Raw genomic sequence first — 16,160 nt, 5'->3', positions numbered from 1 at the left:
GTTACTTCTCCTCGGAAACGCCGGTGCTGTCGGTTGCCCGGGTAATGACGATCTCGCCGACAGTGCCCACACGGGCCGTCTGGCCGGGCAGGACGAACGTGGTCGACAGTGGCTCCCGGATCACGGCGGGGCCGTCGATGACGTCATCGAGCATGAGAGCGTCGCGTTCGTATTCGGCCGCGGTGATGTCGTTCTCCTCGAGGTAACGCAGGCTGATCGTGCCGACCGGCTGGAGTCTCTCGCCCGCCGGGCGTCGGAGCGGTCGGGCGTATTCGACCTTGGTGGTCGGAACGATGGCGGTCAGACGGTAGGTAACCCCCTGAACCGGCATGCCCTCGAAGCGATTGCCCGAGCGCTTTTCGTAGCCGTCGTGGAAGTTGGCGATCATCTGCCCGACCGTCTCGGCGGTGATCGGACCGCCGGGGACCTCGATGAACGGGGTCTCCCACACCTGTCCCATCAGTTGACCGTCGAAAGTCCGGACGAACGTGACTCGGTCGGCGTCGTCGCCGAGCGTGCGCCGCATCGACGCTTCCATATCGGAGTAGATGCCGTTGATCTCGTCGGCGGCGTCCGGCGTCAGGACCAGGTACGAGGTGCGGCTGTCGGCGTGCACCTGATCGGCGCTGACCAGCCCGAGCGCCGAGAACAAGCCTGGGTGGGGTGGAACGATGACGCTCTTGAGATTGATCATGTCGAGCAGTGCCGGCAACATCATCGACCCCGCGGCGCCGAATGAAATCATCGCGTAGTCGCGAGGGTCGACTCCGTTCTTGACGACGACGTCGAAGACACCTTCGGCGACGTTGTTGACCGCCATCTTGTAGGCGAACCGGACCCGTTCGGCCAGACTTGCCTGAGTATCGAGTCGCTCGAACGCTTTTCGGGCCAACTCCGGGTCCAGTCGAGAGCGACCGGCCGCGAATCGCTTCGGGTCGAGGATGCCGATCATCAGGAAAGTGTCGGTGGTAGTCGGCTGCTCGCCGCCGCGCCCGTAGCACGCAGGTCCGGGATCGGCGCCTGCGCTTTCCGGTCCGACCTTCAGCTCGCCGGTCGGGGTGATGCTGACGATGCTGCCGCCGCCTGCCCCGACACTGATGATCTCGTTCGACAGCGTATTGACGATCAGGTCGTGCTCGAGCTCGAAAGTCGTATTGACGAAAGGGGTTCCGCCGGTGACGACGCTCATGTCGCTGGACGTACCGCCGATGTCGACGCACAGCAGGTTGGGTTCGTCGATCATCGCACCGAGGTGCGCGCACGCCACCGTTCCGGCGGCAGGCCCCGAGAAGACGATGCGCGAGGGCCGCTCCATCGCTACATCGACAGGCGCCAGAGTTGCTGCGCAGTCGGCGAAGTTGAGGTCACCGGTAAACCCGAGCTCGCTGAGACCGGCTTCGAGTCGCTTCGAATAGGGGCCGTAGATCTTCTTGCACAGCACGTCGACGACCGTCGTCGACGCGCGCGGGTACTCGCGCGCTAGCGGGGAAACCTCGCTCGAGATGGAACAGGCGACGTCGCCGACCTCCTCCCGCACGAGTTCACGCAACCGCCTCTCGTGGCGGCCGTCGACGTACGAGTTGAGCAGGCAGATCGCGACGCCCTCGACCTTGCAGCGGGCGAGCACCTTCAGCTCTTCGCGGGCCTGCTCCTCGTCCAGCTCGATCACGATCGAACCATCTGCGCCGATCCGCTCGCGGATTCCGCGGCGGAGATAGCGCGGAACGATCGGCGCGGTTGCGTCGCCGAAGCTGCGACGCCAGGTCGGATCGGTGTTCCCTTCGGCCGGCCGCCAGCCGCGCGCCATGTCGAGGATGTCCCGATGGCCCTCGGTGGTCAGGAAAGCGATCTTCGGTATCCGCCGAGTGATGATCGCGTTCAGACCGTGGGTGCTCGCATGGTTGAACACCGCCGCCGACTCGACACCGACCTCGGCCGCACCTTCGAGCACACCCTGGTAACTCTCGACGACGTTGGTGGCTACCTTGGTCGTCTCGATCCGGCCGTCCTTGATGGAGACGATGTCGGTGAAGGTACCGCCGACGTCGACCCCGATCATTTCCTTCATCTTTGCCACAGTCTTGCCCTTCACTGGGGCCACTCCTGCTCGTCAACCGTGGGAACACGGTCTGCATGACGCAGGGCAGCCTTTGGTCGTAGTCGAGGAGATTGACGCTCTCGCTGTCCGAACTCGATTCCGGTTCAAATCCGATCTGCCAGCAGTTCGATCGGTCCCAGTTTCGGCCCGGGGTTCCGGGCGACCGAATGCAGGCAGTGCGCGCACTTGACGACGTCGAACCAACCTCCCTCGGAGAGAAGCGGGTACGCCTGCAGCGCGCTTGCTCCGCATTGCGGGCAGTTTCCGTCAACGGGCGCTCGCTGCACCGACAGTGTCGGCTCACTCGGACGCGGATGCGCGATCGTCATCTGTTGCTCCTTTGCTGTCTTGTGCCGAATTTCGGCCAGATCCGGACTGGAATCCGGAGGCCGATTCGTGGCCATGTGTTGTGACGGTTCACGAGCGTTCGCCGGGGCCGCCCCGATCTCGACGGGGTGCACTCACTGTGGGACTCGGACTGGGGATCTAATCATCCATCGAAATTCCATCTCAGCGTCCTTGCAGCGAACTTGGCCTCTGAGGCATGTCCGGCTGGGTACGGATACGTTGGATTAATCTAACCGCTGCTCGAAAAAAACTATAACATAGCTCACACTCGCCGCAAGGGCTGATTCCTCACCGATCGGACGTCTACGGCAGCAAACTCCACCAGCGGGGGTATTCTGTTGGTGATTAGAATTCAGCTGCGCGGCTCGACGGCGGGTCGTGTGGGGCGATGTGGCAGATGCAGCACGAATCCGGAACCCTAGGCAGACGGGCGCAGAGGACTATGACTCAGACCAACACGAACGGATCGGCGCGCACTTCGAGGCTCTCGAAGTCGGCGGCGACGCGGCGGCGCGTGATAGAGGCAGCTGCCCGGGTGCTGGTGGAGCAGGGCTATGCGGGTACCCGACTCTCGGACATCGCCACCGAGGCGGGGCTGCAGGCGGGGAGCCTCTACTACTACTTCGAGTCCAAGGAGAACCTGGTCGAGGAGGTCCTGCGCTACGGTGTGCAGTTCACGCACACCCATGTGCGGGTGGCTGTCGAACAGCTGCCCGAGACAGCGACGCCGGGAGAACGCCTCTCGACCGCAGTCAGCGGATTCCTGGAAGCGACGCTCGAACTCGGCGACATGTCACCTGCGCACGTACGGACCTACCAGCAACTCCCGCCGGAGATACAGGAACGTCTGCGGCCCATGCGCCGGGCGTTCGGACGCTTCTGGGAGGAATTGATCGATGCGGCGATCGCGGCCGGAGATGTCCGGGACGATATCGATCCGTTGATCCTGCGTCTGTTCATCATCAATTCGCTCGAGCGGGTCGCCGAGTGGCCGCTCAAGACCCGGCGTTCCCCTCGCGATCTGTCGGACCTGATGCAGACCCTGATCTTCGATGGAGTCGGTCAGGGAGACCGTCATCGACGCAAGTAGGCCGTAGGAGGAGCTCCTTTACCCTCCACCACAACATATTCGGGGACGCCCGGCGACGCTGGAATTCCACTTGCGCCGGCAACCGTCACGTTCACGGGCACCAGTTCGCTGATCTCGTGCCACCGGTAGCCCATGACGGTACTCACCACTCGTGCGACGGTCGGACCGAGCGCGGATTGGACTGCGCGACGACCGCGGTAGTTCGATCTGCCGGCGACGTGACCGCGGACGATGTCCGTGCCGCGCCGGACCTGGCCACGCAATCGGGTCCCCCGCCACTCTTCGCCCCGGGCGGCCATGAATCACCTCACCTGAGGGTTGATCAGAAATCTAAGAGCGGTTAGACTATAGATCCTAACCGCTGTTAGAAGTTCGGAGCTGCTCCCGCAGTCATGGGAGGTCCAGTCCAGTTATCGATGCCGGGAAAAATTGATCTGCTCTTCGATTCCCGCTACATGGCGGGCCCGGGCCCCGAGGTTCCACCTCCGGTCAGCAGACATTCGTCCGATCGCTGCACTGACCGAGGTCGAGAGAAATGCGCATCGAACCGGTCGAAGCACAGGCAATTGAACGCCAGAGGAGTGCCGTCGAGTGAGTACAGTCAACAGTTGTGGCCGACCCGAGGTCGTCGTTGCCGGCGATCTGCGTGTACCGAGGCCGGACGCCCTCCTGATCGGTGGGGAGTGGCGCCCGTCGATCGGGGGTGAGGTGTCGAAAATCGTGTCGCCTGTGACCGAGTCGACCGTGGCAGAGGTCGCGATGCCGTCGGTCGAGGATGCCGACGCAGCGACTGCCGCGGCGGCGGAGGCTTGTCGCGGCGACTGGCCCCGGTGGTCGATTGCGCGGCGCAAAGAGGTGTGCGCCCGCTTCTGCTCGCGAGTCGAGGAGCGTCTCGACGAGATCGGTGAGGTCTGGGCGGTGGAGGCCGGCATTGCTGTGCGCTGGAGCCGCACCCTGCACCGCTTCGCGGCGAAGGCCGCGTGGCGTACCGCGCTCGAATCCGTCGAGCAGGCCCTGGCTCCGGAAGTGCGGCAGACATCGGTCGGACAGGTGCGGATCGAGCACGGGCCGGTCGGCCCCGTTCTCGCGGTGCTCCCCTACAACGGTCCGCTGGCGACCATCGGTTCGAAGGTTATCCCGGCACTGCTGGCCGGCACCGCGGTTATCGTCAAAGCGGCACCGGAGTCCGCGCTGATAATGCGGATCGTGTCGGAGTGTGCGCTCGATGCCGGCTTTCCGCCGGGCGTGTTCAGCATCCTGGCCGCCGACACCGAGGTCTCGCGGCATCTGGTGCGGGACCCGAGGATCGAGCTGATCTCCTTCACCGGGGGACCGCGGGCGGCGTCGGACATCCTGTGTCAGAGTGCGGAACGTCTGCCGCGCACCGTCTTCGAGCTCGGCGGCAAGTCTCCCGCCGTACTGCTCGAGGATGTCGACCTCGATCAGGCGATGCGATCCCTGGTTGCGGGAGCGATGAGTGGTTCGGGGCAGGTGTGTGCGACGTTGTCGCGGATCCTCGTTCCGGTGTCGCGGCACGACGAGGTCGTCGATGCACTCGCCGGCTCGTACCGCGCCTTGCGGATCGGCGACCCCCGCTCCCCCGACACCGATCACGGTCCGCTCGCCAACCAGGCGGCCTACGACCGCACAACGGGTTTCGTGGCAACGGCACGGCAGGAGGGTGCGGAGGTGGCGTGTGGTGGCCGCCGGCCCGAGGGCTTCGAAACAGGCTGGTTCTACGAGCCGACACTGCTTGTGGGGGCAGGGGAGAACGACTCCGTGGTCCAGGAAGAGGTATTCGGACCAGTCACCGTCGTCCAGCCCTACACGGACGTCGATGACGCGGTCCGAATCGCGAACGGGACGGACTACGGCCTGGCGGCGAGCGTGTACACGCGAGACCGCGAGCACGGCCTCGCCGTCGCGCGCCGAATCCGGGCAGGATCGGTTGCTCTCAACACTTTTGGGCCGACGATGGCTGCACCGTTCGGCGGCGTGAAGCGTTCCGGATGGGGCCGAGAATGCGGGCCCGAAGGAATCCTGGAGTTCACCGAAACCAAACAGATCCTGATGGGCTGACAGTACAGACGAGAAGCCGCGAGCAGCACCCGATGCTCTCGCAGGCAATACGAAAGGACAAGACATGGCTGATCAAGTGGCACTGGTGACCGGCGGAGCGAGCGGAATGGGACGAGCCACGGTGGCTCGGTTCCTCGACCGTGGATTCAGCGTCGTCATCGCCGACCTCAATCAGGACGTGGCAGAGAAGGCGATCGCGGAGATCGCGGAGCAGGGCGCGGGCGACCGCGTGACGTTCGTGCGCACCGATGTCAGCGCGGAAACCGACTTCGAGGAGGCCGTGGCGAAGACCGTCGAGACGTTCGGTCGCTTCGATGCCCTTGTGAACGCGGCCGGTGTCGGCGGAGCGTTCGGCCCGCTCACCGATATCGACGTCGAGGACTGGGATTACACGTTCGATGTCCTGCTGCGCAGCGTCTTCCTCGGCATCAAGCATGCGGGCCGGGTCATGCGGGCGCAGGGGACCGGCGGGTCCATCGTCAACTTCGGGTCGGTGGCCGCGCACGCCGGTGGGCTGGGGGTCCAGCCCTACTCGGTTGCCAAGGCCGCGGTTCTCCATCTGACACGGGTAGCCTCGGTCGAGTTCGCGGCCGATCGGATCCGGATCAACGCGGTGTCCCCGGGGATCATCCAGACACCGCTGATCGGCCTCGATGAAAAGGACCTGGCTCCGGTCCTCGGGACGGTCCAACCTCTCCCCTACGCCGGTGAGCCAGATTTCGTCGCCGGTGTCGTCTCGTTCCTGGCCAGCGACGACGCTCGCTTCATCACCGGCGAGAACATCACTGTCGACGGTGGAATGGTCGCTGCAGGACCGCAACTGGGCGACATGGTCAACAACAACCCGGCATTGCGCGGTCTCGTCGGTGTGAACCGGGGCAGCACTGGTGAGCGGTCGACGATCCGGCGCAAGGTCGAAGTGTCGGCCGGTGCCGTGGACGGCGCACGATGAGCGTTCCCACTGTCGCAACACCGGACGAGCGGCGGGCGGCGCTCGAACGAGCGTTCGCGCCGTGGCAAACGCGGACCTTCGACGAGCAGTTCGATCATGCCGTCGCAAAGTACGCGTCGCGTCCCTACGTGATCAGTGGGGACCGGGTCTTCACCTACGCCGATGTCCAAAGCCGTGCGCGCCGCTTTGCGGACGGATTGGCAGCCTTGGGGGTTCGCCCCGGTGACCACGTCGGTCTGATCATGGCCAACTATCCCGAGTACGCGCCGATCAAGCTGGCGATCGCCCGGGTGGGCGCCGTCGCCGTGCCGCTGAACTACCTGTACCGCACGCAGGAACTCGGGTACGTACTCGCGCAGTCGTGCTGCCGGGTGCTGATCACGATGACCTCGTTCCGGGACATGGACTACCAGTCGATGCTCGACGACCTCGCGCCCGGCTGGGAGCGCGACGGGAAGACAGCGCTGGGTGACCTCGAGTTCGTGATCACGTTCGCGCCGGACGGCGCGAACGAACGGCGCGAGGGCGCGCTCGATCTGACAGATCTGGAACGGATCGGCGCCGAATCCCCCGGCTCGGCACCCGGCGGTCTGCGGCGGCCCGACGACCCATCCGACATTCTCTACACCTCGGGTACCACCGGGCAGCCGAAGGGCGTGATGCTCAGCCACGACGGCCTCCACCGCGCCGCCTACGGCTCACTGCACTGTCGCGCGCTCCCCGACGGAAACCGGGTCGTCTTCGCGCTGCCCTGCTACCACCTGTTCGCCTACGGCCAGGCGGTACTCGCGTCGGTCTTCGTCGGCGGCGCAATGCTCCCCCAACCGAAGTTCGATCCCCTCGAGTACTTCACGGCCATCGAACGGCACCGCGTCACCGATGTTCTCGCGGTACCCACGATGAGCGTCGCCCTTGTCGAGCACCCAGAGCGGAACCGATTCGACCTCTCGTCGTTGCGGATGATGCTGTCCGCGGCGGCGGTGGCTCCGACCTGGCTGTGGCAGCGGATTCGGGACGAACTCGGCGTCGCCGAACTCGTCACCGCCTACGGCATGACCGAGATGAGCGGGACGATGACCATGACACGTCCCGAGGACCCGTTCGACGCAATCACCTCAACCGTCGGCCGCCCCTTGCCGAGCGGTGCTGCAGGACTGTCGCGGATGAACGGGGTGATCGCCGAGTACCGGGTGATCGACCCCGTAACGGGCAACGAGGTTCCCCGTGAAGAGGTCGGTGAACTCATCGCACGGGGCCCCACGACGATGAAGAGATACTGGAACCGGCCCGAGGACACCGCGGCCATGCTGCGCGATGGATGGATGCATTCCGGCGACCTCGTGCGCTTCCAGGCGGACGGCTCGATGGTCATCGCCGGGCGGACGAAGGATCTCATCAAGACCGGCGGAGAGTTGGTCATGCCCAAGGAGGTCGAGGACTTCCTCACCGGCCGGCCCGGCGTCAGTCAGGCGTACGTGGTCGGGATCCCCGACGAACGCTGGGGGGAGGTCGTCGGTGCCTTCATCGTCCCGGAGCCGAACGCGACAGTGAGTGTCGAGGACCTGAGTGCGGTGTGCCGGGCCGAACTCTCCCGCTTCAAAGTGCCCCGGCACATCTTTCTGATGGACTCCGGCCAGATCCCGCAGACCCCGACCGGCAAAGTGCAGAAATTCAAACTCGTTCCGACGGCCCAGCGGCTGATCGGTTCACACACCCCGCTCGGTATCACCGCTTCGAGCATCACCCAAGGAGAATGACGTGACCACCCTACGGACCCCGCTCTGCGACCTGCTCAACATCGACGTGCCGATCATGCAGGCCGGCATGGGCTTGATCGCCTACGCCGACCTCGCCGCCGCCGCTGCGAACGCCGGCGGGCTCGGCTGCCTCGGCGGCATCGACATGTCCGTCGCAGAGGTCGACAGCAACATCAAACGGTTCCGCGAACTGAGCGACAAGCCATTGGCCCTCGACCTCGGATTCCCCGAGAACGCGCCCTCCGCGCGAACCGACGTCGCACTGCCGAACCCGCTGCCCCAGCCCATCCGGCAACTCCGCGCCGAACTCGAGGAGATGGGAATCGCGGTCCGCGACGACGTCCCGGACCAGGCCATCAGCCGCGATGACAACCTCGAGAAGCTCGACATCGCCCTGGACCAGGGAGTCGAGATCATCGTATGCGGCCTCGGCACCCCCGTCGACGTCGTCGAGAAGTGCCACTCTCGGGGAGCGACGGTGATGAGCATCGTCGGCACCGCACGCGCCGCCCGGAAGGTGATCAACAACGGCACTGACGTGGTGATCATCCAGGGCACCGAGGGCGGTGGTCACTCCGGTGACGTCGGTACCCTCGTCCTGCTCGCCGAGGTACTCGACTTCGCCACCGTCCCCGTGGTCGCTGCCGGAGGCATCGCGACCGGATCGCAGATTGCCGGGGCCCTCGTCACCGGCGCCGACGGCGTGTGGATCGGAACCCGGTTCATCGCGACCGCCGAAGCGGGATGCCAGGACGTCTACAAGGAAGCTGTCGTCGAGGCTGGACCGAACTCGACGCTGCGCACCCCCCGATTCGACGGACTCCACGTCCGCCAGCTCCGTAACCGATTCACGGACGTCTGGGACGGACACGAGAACGAGATGCAGCCCTACCCCGTGCAGCGGATGCTCACCATCCCGATCCGCGACGCCGCGGCGAAGAACTCGGTGAAAAGCCACATGAACCTCGCCGCTGGGCAGGCCGTCGGACTGATCAACGACCTGCCCAGCGCCGGCGACGTCGTCCGACGCCTCACCGAGGACACCGTCACCGCACTCGAGCTCGCTGCCAAACGCATCCACACCTCCAACTGAGTTGAATTCGCGAAACCACCGATCCATCACTGAATTCGACGTCCCGGTCATTGAGGCCGGGCCGGACGATCTGTCGACGACGAAAGGACTCATGCCATGCCCGGTCTGTATTTCGAGGAGTTCGAACCCGGTGCGGTCATCGATCACCCGACCCGCCGCACTGTCACCGAGACCGACAACCTGCTGTTCAGCACGATGACGTTGAACCTGGCGCCGCTGCATCTCGATGCCGAGTACAGCAAGAACTCCATGTGGGGACAGCGGCTGGTCAACAGCCTGTTCATCCTCGGGCTGGTTTCCGGTATCTCCGTCCCGGAGACCACACAAGGAACCACACTCGGCAATCTGGGCTTCGAGGAAATCAAATTCCCCAAGCCCGTCTTCCACGGGGACACGATCCACGTGCGCACCGAGATCGTCGGCAAGCGGGAATCGAAGAGCCGCAACGATGCCGGGATCGTCTTCTTCCGCCACTTCGGCATCAACCAGCGCGACGAGATCGTCTGCGACGCATGCCGAACCGGCCTGATGTTCAAGCGGTCCGCGGTCGACACCGTTGCCGTCGCCGGCGCCTGAACCGCCGGCAGCAGAAGGACACGATGATGCGAGGCTTCGGAGTATTCGGGGCCAGTGACGAGCCGGCCTGGATTCCGGGCGCGCCAGCCCGCGACCGCAGTCGCCTGCTCACCGCGATGGGCACCTGGGGTTACGCACGAATCGAGGACCTGCACCGGGCATCGATCGACGATCCCGACTGGTTCTGGCGGGCCGTCGTCGACGATCTCGACATCACGTTCGACACCCCCTTCGACACCATACGGGACGTCACCGCCGGAATACCGTTCCCGCGGTGGTTCACCGGCGGCCGGATCAACGCCGCGACCCTGTGCGCCCATCGGCACGCCCACGGACCGCACGCGAACAAGCCGGCCGTCGTCTACGAGGGCGACGCAGGGCAACACCGGTCATTGACCTACGCCGAACTCGACACCGAGGTCCGCCGCTTCGCCGCGAACCTCACCGCCCTCGGTGTCGGACGGGGCGATCGGGTGGTGCTGTTCCTCCCGGTCACCCCGGAAGCGACGGTCGCGTTCCTGGCATGCGCGATGATCGGCGCCATCTCGGTGCCGGCCTTCACCGGATACGGGGCCGACGCACTCGCCGCCGCGTGCGGGACTCGGGAGCGGCCGTCGTCGTCACCGCCGACGGCACGACCCGCCGGGGAAAGACGATGCCGCTCAAACAGACCCTCGACGAGGCTCTGAACTCCGGTGCAGCGGTCGACCATGTCGTCGTGGTCCGTCACCTCGCGCACGGTGTGGACATGCGCAAGGGCCGCGACGTGTACTGGGACGAACTCGATCCGACCCCGGCGCCGGTGGGGACGGCACCGACGGAGTCGAACGATCCACTGACGATCGTCTACACCTCCGGGACCACCGGCAAACCCAAGGGCATCGTGCACTCCCACGCCGGACTGCTGGTCAAACGGCCGTCGACTTCGGCTACGGGTTCGACATCCACTCCGACGACGTCATCGCCTGGATCGCCGACATGGGGTGGGCACTGGGCCCACTTCTGATCCTCGGCGGCCTCCAACACGGCGCCACCATCGTGATGACCGAAGGCGTGCCCGACTATCCGACCGCGAACCGGTTGTGGGCCATCGCCGGCCGGGTTCAACGGCCCGCTGCTGGGGATGGACGTGGCGGTGTTCGACCCTGACGGGCGGCCGGTCACCGGCGAGGTCGGAGAACTCACCGTCCTCAACCATCAAGGTATCCGGCCGTCGCGTCGGACCGGCGGAGATCGAGGCCGCGCTGCTGAAGGACCGCACCATCGCCGAGGCTGCCGCGATCGGCGCTCCCGATCCACAGCGCGGCCAACATGTCGTCGCCTTCGTCGTGCTCCGCGCCGATGCGGTCGACCACGAGCACCTCACCGCCACCGCGGTACAGAACGTCGGGCGGTCCTTCGCACCGGTCCTGCAATGTGGTTCCGACGTTGCCGAAGACCAAGAACGGCAGGATCATGCGCTGCGCCATCCGATCCCGGTACCTCGGCCAGCAACAGGGCGATCTGTCGTCACTGGACCCGGCCACCCCCATCGACAGCATTCCCGTCATGCAGACCTAGAGGTTCGGCCGCCATCCGCAGCGGTGGTGCCGACTACGCTGAACACGAGAGGAACACTTTTCATGAATCCCTACCGGAGCATGCTCTTCGTACCCGGTCACAAGCCGTCGTGGGCCGAGAAGGCTGTCGCCGCCGGAGCCGATGCGATCATTCTCGATCTGGAGGGCTCCGTCCCCGCCGCCGACAAGGACGAGGCACGGCAGACGGTCCGCGAGACGATCGACCGCCTGCGCGCGCAGAATGTCCGCGCCGACATCTGGGTTCGGCCCAACAGCGTCGACAGTGGCCTGTTCGGCGCTGACATCGAACGGGTTCTCGGGCCCGGTCTGGCCGGACTGTTTCTTCCGAAAGTCTTTGACGCCAAGGAGATCGTGCAGATCGATGCCGTGGTCTCACACGTCGAGAAACGCGAGGGGCTCGATTCGGGTTCGGTGGGCCTGATCGTCAGTTTCGAGACCGCGGTCTCGATGGCGCACTGCGAAGACCTCGCCGTGGCGAACCCTCGTGTGTCGAGCCTGCTGGGGGCCACCGGCCCCAACGCCGACGTCGGACGCGAACTGGGGTTCGAGTTCACCCCTGAGGGACTGGAGACCCTGTATCTGCGCAGCCGCATCATTCTGGCAGCACGCGCAGCGGGACTGCATCACCCGGTCTGCGGCGTGTGGCAGGACATGAAGGACTTGGACGGGTTCCGGCGTTTCGCCGAGGACAACCGCCGGCTCGGCTACAAGGGCATCGTCCTCATCCACCCCTCGCACGTGGAGATCGCAAACGAGGTCTTCACACCCTCACCGGAGAAGGTCGACTTCTACCGGCGGATGATCGCCGCTTTCGAAGATGCGGAGGCCCGGGGCAGCGCCGCGGTCGACTTCGAGGGCCAGCACATCGACCTGGCCCACGCGAAGACGGCCCGCAGTGTCATCGACCTCGCCGAGGCCATCGGCGTCGGCTGAGCCACCCGCGTGGTACCTCCCCCAGCATTCGTCGGGGATCCCGGCGAACGCTGGGGGAGGGCGGCCTCGAAGCATCGTCAGATCGTGGTGTATCCACCGTCGATCACGAATTCCTGACCGGTGATATACGACGACTCGTCACTCGCGAGGAAAAGCACGAGTTCGGCGACCTCCTCCGGCCGACCGACCCGCCCCAACGGCACCGCCGCGAGAAGCTGCGGCAGCACCTCCTCGTCCGAGACCAGGTAGTCACTCTGCGGGGTGTGAATGATCCCGGGGTGCACCGAGTTGACCCGGATGTTGCGCTTGGCCAGATCAGCTGCGGCACTCTTGGTCAGCAATCGGTTGGCGCCCTTGGACGCCGAGTAACCTGGGTGAAGCTTCGGCCACACGATCATGCCGGCGATCGAGGACATGTTGACGATCGATCCTCCACCCTGGGCCTCGAGGTGCGGCAGAACGGTTTGAATCCCGTAGAACTGGCCGTAGACGTTCAGCTCCATCAGGCGCTTGAAGTCATCGATTGTCGCCTCCTCCCAGGTTTTGGGAGTCCCCGGGAGGCCCGCGTTGTTCACCAGGATGTTCAGCTTGCCGTACGTGTCGATTGTATTCTGGACGACGGCATTCCAGTGTTCGGGTTTCGTGACATCCAATTCGATGCCGATCGCCGAGCCGCCCTGATCGGTGATCCGGGTCGCGACCTCCACCGCGAGGTCCTTTCGAATATCCGTGACGACGACGCTGGCCCCCTCCCGCGCGAACACGTGCGCGTCGGCAGCACCCATGCCCGATGCCGCGCCGGTGATCAGTGCGACCTTGTCTCTCAACCTGTCCACGATCGAAACCCTTTCGCTAGTTCAATTGTCATGGGTAACTTCAGATGACCCTTTTCGCCCTGAGCCCGGCCAGATCGTCCTCGGTCAATCCGGCCAGCTCGATCAACACCTCATCGGTATCGGCTCCGAGCAGATGCGCTGAACGCCCCACACTGACGTCGGCATCGGACATGTGGATGGGCACTCCCCCGGCGACAGCATCGAGTGTGCCGGCCGTTGGGTGCACGAGCGGTTCCAGAACTCTCCTGTCGAACAACGCCTGATCCGCGAGTACCTCGACCGCCGTGCGAACCGGTACGCACGGAACGGACCGCCGTGCTCCCAACTCGGCGATCACGTCATCCGTGCTGTGCTGCGATGTCCAGTCCTCGATGATCACGTTCAATCCATCAGCGTTGACCGCGCGGGGACCGCGGCCCGCAAATCGCGGGTCGTCCATGAGCTCCGGCTGTCCGATCGCGTCGAAGATCGCAGCCATCCACGCATCGGAAGCTGCGGCGATCGACACGTGGCCGTCACGCGTGCGATAGATACCGAACGGCGCCAGACGGTTGTGATGATTTCCCGAGCGCGCTTCGAAACCGTTGCGCTGTAACACATCGGAGTGCTCGAACGGCAAGAGCGCACTCATGCACTCCAGCATCGACACCGTCACATGCTGGCCTTCGCCGGTGACCCGACGTTGCAGCAACGCCGATTGCACTCCGATAACCGCGTAGAGCGGGGCCAACATGTCGGATATGGGCAGTCCGAATCGCATCGGCGGGCCATCACTGCACCCGGTGGTATCCATGACTCCGCTCAATGCCTGAACGGTGATGTCCATCGCCTTGACACCGGGGTAATAGCTCGGCCGCCCCAGGCCACTGAGCGAGCAGTAGATCAATCTCGGGTTGATGGCGCGCAATGTGTCATAGTCGACCTCCAGTCGTTCGACCACTCCCTCGCTCAAGTTCTCGAACACGATGTCGGCATGTTCGGTCATCTTGTAGAAGATCTCGCGCCCCTCCGCAGATTTGAGGTCGAGTTCGACAGACTTCTTTCCACGGGCTCGGGACAATATCGACAGAGAAATGTCGTCGTCTCCCACGGTGCCGAAATGAAGCCCGCCATCGGAGTTCGAGAACGGGGGATTGAAGCGCGCAATATCACTCCCTCCGGGAGATTCGATCTTGATGACTTCGGCCCCCATCGCAGCCAACAGCAGAGTCCCGTACGGCCCTGCCAGCGCCACGGTGAGGTCCAGGACTCGGAGGCCCTCGAGGGGGCGGCGTTGTGCCGCAACGTTGTCAGGCAATGTCTGCTCCAGTGTTGACGCTCTGTCTGGTCGTGAGGAGTGAATCGGCCAGGTCAGTGGAGATACCGAAGGACTTCAGCTCCACGTATTCGTCGAAACCTTCAGGCCCGGCCTCCCGGCCGATCCCGCTGCATTTGAAGCCCCCGATAGGTGCCCCGAATCCGGCCACCTTCCCATTCACCTCGACTGTCCCCGTCCGGATACGCCGCGCCACCTTCAGTGCGTGTTCGGCGTCGGCGGAGAACACCGAACCGTTGAGACCGTACGTCGAATTGTTGGCTATGGCGATCGCCTGATCCTCGTCCTGCGCGGTCAGCACGGACAGCACCGGGCCGAAAATCTCCTCCTGCGCGATGGTCATCTCGGGGTCGACGTCACTGAAGACCGTCGGCTCGACAAACCATCCATGGTCGAGCCCCGACGGCCGGCCACCGCCCACGACGAGCTTGGCTCCTTGGTGACGACCGGACTCGATATACCGCTCGACCCGCTCGCGCTGCCGTGCACTGACCAGCGGGCCGATCTGGGTATCGGGGTCGGCGGGATCGCCGACGGGCATGTCCGCGATCATCGCGGTGAGTCGGTCGAGCAAGTCCGCCTTGCGGTTCGGCGAGACGACGAGTCGAGTTTTGTTGTTGCACGCCTGACCGTTGTAGCGGAGCGAGAGCGCGCGAACCGAATCGATCACCACATCCAGATCGGCGTCGTCGAGAACCAGTGCTGCCGACTTCCCACCGAGTTCCAGACTGACCCGCCGCAGGTCCCTGCCGCAGATCTCGGCGATGCGGCGGCCGGCCCCGGTCGAGCCGGTGAAGGAGACCTTGTCGACGCCTGGGTGGCTGACCAGATACTCGCTTGCGCTGCGCTCTGCAGGGACGATGTCCACCACCCCGTGCGGCAGCCCGGCCAGGTCGAGCGCCTCGGCAAGCACGTACGAATCGAGCGGCGCCTCCGGTGACGGCTTCAGTACCGCCGTGCAACCGGAGATCAGAGCAGGCGCAAGTTTCAATACGGCGATGACCAATGGCGAGTTCCACGGCACCACGGCAGCGACCACACCGACAGGCTCTCGGGTCACCAACGCGTCAGCCGCAGCGCCGCGGCGCACCTCGCTCCACGGATGGTCGGCGGCCAAGGTCAGGAACGTGTCGAGCAGCGCAGTCGCTCCCGGCGCCTGCATGGCTCGCGATTGGGTGATCGTGCACCCCATCTCCTCGGTGATCAAGTCTGCCAACAGATCATGGCGCTCGAGGAGGGCATCACGTAGCCGCTCGACCACTTCCAGTCGCCCGGCCAGGGGCAGGTGGGGCCACGGTCCATTGTCGAATGCCTCTCGTGCCGCAGCGACCGCTCGGTCCATATCGACATCGTTGCCCGACGGCACCTCCGCGACGACACGTTCGGTGAACGGCGAGATCACCGTGAGAGTGTCCGAGGACGCCGGATCGACCCACCGGCCGCCGATGTAGAGCCTCTGGTAATTGCCTTGCCACGTCATTGCAGTTTCCTTTGCGACCGATA

Annotated in this window: 12 protein-coding genes and 2 pseudogenes; 9 read left to right on the top strand and 5 right to left on the bottom strand. The window is 65.0% G+C overall.

Going from position 1 to position 16,160, the window contains the following annotated elements:
* Position 1 precedes the first annotated feature (1 nt).
* Together WKC72_RS07850 and WKC72_RS07845 are read right to left on the bottom strand one after the other, a co-directional pair.
* On the bottom strand, positions 2-2,092 hold the full coding sequence (locus tag WKC72_RS07850; RefSeq protein WP_268789208.1) for a hydantoinase/oxoprolinase family protein: 2,091 nt from the start codon (positions 2,090-2,092) through the stop codon (positions 2-4).
* 110 nt (positions 2,093-2,202) lie between these two features.
* Positions 2,203-2,427, bottom strand: a complete 225-nt coding sequence (locus WKC72_RS07845; RefSeq protein ID WP_128970076.1) for a hypothetical protein — start codon at positions 2,425-2,427, stop codon at positions 2,203-2,205.
* Between the two features lie 533 nt (positions 2,428-2,960).
* On the opposite strand from WKC72_RS07845, the gene WKC72_RS07840 reads away from it, so the two are divergent.
* From WKC72_RS07840 to WKC72_RS07800, 9 genes and pseudogenes are all read left to right on the top strand, one after another.
* On the top strand, positions 2,961-3,536 hold the full coding sequence (locus tag WKC72_RS07840) for a TetR/AcrR family transcriptional regulator (protein ID WP_158461308.1): 576 nt from the start codon (positions 2,961-2,963) through the stop codon (positions 3,534-3,536).
* A gap of 591 nt (positions 3,537-4,127) precedes the next feature.
* Complete coding sequence (locus tag WKC72_RS07835; protein ID WP_370182231.1) at positions 4,128-5,615, top strand: aldehyde dehydrogenase family protein; 1,488 nt, start codon at positions 4,128-4,130, stop codon at positions 5,613-5,615.
* Positions 5,616-5,679: 64 nt separating this feature from the next.
* Complete coding sequence (locus WKC72_RS07830; RefSeq protein WP_128640987.1) at positions 5,680-6,567, top strand: SDR family NAD(P)-dependent oxidoreductase; 888 nt, start codon at positions 5,680-5,682, stop codon at positions 6,565-6,567.
* On the top strand, positions 6,564-8,324 hold the full coding sequence (locus WKC72_RS07825; protein WP_370182230.1) for a class I adenylate-forming enzyme family protein: 1,761 nt from the start codon (positions 6,564-6,566) through the stop codon (positions 8,322-8,324). Before WKC72_RS07830 ends, WKC72_RS07825 begins: the two co-directional genes overlap by 4 nt.
* A 1-nt stretch (position 8,325) precedes the next feature.
* Positions 8,326-9,417: a nitronate monooxygenase family protein gene (locus WKC72_RS07820; RefSeq protein ID WP_128640985.1), complete on the top strand. Its 1,092-nt coding sequence runs from the start codon at positions 8,326-8,328 to the stop codon at positions 9,415-9,417.
* Between the two features lie 96 nt (positions 9,418-9,513).
* Positions 9,514-9,993 carry a MaoC family dehydratase gene (locus tag WKC72_RS07815; RefSeq protein WP_128640984.1) on the top strand — a complete coding sequence of 160 codons (480 nt, stop codon included), beginning with the start codon at positions 9,514-9,516 and terminating at the stop codon, positions 9,991-9,993.
* Positions 9,930-10,999 (top strand): annotated as a pseudogene (locus WKC72_RS07810) (AMP-binding protein). The gene WKC72_RS07815 and the pseudogene WKC72_RS07810 overlap by 64 nt, the downstream one beginning before the upstream one ends.
* Positions 10,977-11,342, top strand: a pseudogene (locus WKC72_RS07805) (hypothetical protein); the annotation flags it as partial. The pseudogenes WKC72_RS07810 and WKC72_RS07805, both read left to right, overlap by 23 nt.
* Positions 11,343-11,615: 273 nt before the next feature.
* Complete coding sequence (locus WKC72_RS07800) at positions 11,616-12,506, top strand: CoA ester lyase (protein ID WP_370184281.1); 891 nt, start codon at positions 11,616-11,618, stop codon at positions 12,504-12,506.
* A 77-nt stretch (positions 12,507-12,583) separates the two neighbouring features.
* On the opposite strand, the gene WKC72_RS07795 is transcribed toward WKC72_RS07800, so the two are convergent.
* From WKC72_RS07795 to WKC72_RS07785, 3 genes are read right to left on the bottom strand one after another with little or no spacing between them, the layout of a single operon-like run.
* Positions 12,584-13,342 (bottom strand): SDR family NAD(P)-dependent oxidoreductase, encoded by a 759-nt coding sequence (locus WKC72_RS07795; RefSeq protein ID WP_370182229.1) that lies wholly within the window; start codon positions 13,340-13,342, stop codon positions 12,584-12,586.
* Between the two features lie 40 nt (positions 13,343-13,382).
* The gene (locus WKC72_RS07790; protein ID WP_370182228.1) at positions 13,383-14,639 is read right to left on the bottom strand and encodes a CaiB/BaiF CoA transferase family protein; all 1,257 of its coding nucleotides are present in this window, start codon (positions 14,637-14,639) and stop codon (positions 13,383-13,385) included.
* A complete protein-coding gene (locus tag WKC72_RS07785; protein WP_370182227.1) occupies positions 14,632-16,137 on the bottom strand; it encodes an aldehyde dehydrogenase in 1,506 nt (501 codons plus the stop codon). Before WKC72_RS07785 ends, WKC72_RS07790 begins: the two co-directional genes overlap by 8 nt.
* Between the last annotated feature and the right edge of the window lie 23 nt (positions 16,138-16,160).

It is taken from the genome of Rhodococcus wratislaviensis (genome assembly GCF_041228765.1).
Taxonomy (GTDB): Bacteria; Actinomycetota; Actinomycetes; order Mycobacteriales; family Mycobacteriaceae; genus Rhodococcus_F; species Rhodococcus_F wratislaviensis.
Note: the sequence above shows the minus strand (reverse complement) of the source record. Positions and strands in the feature narration are given on the sequence as shown.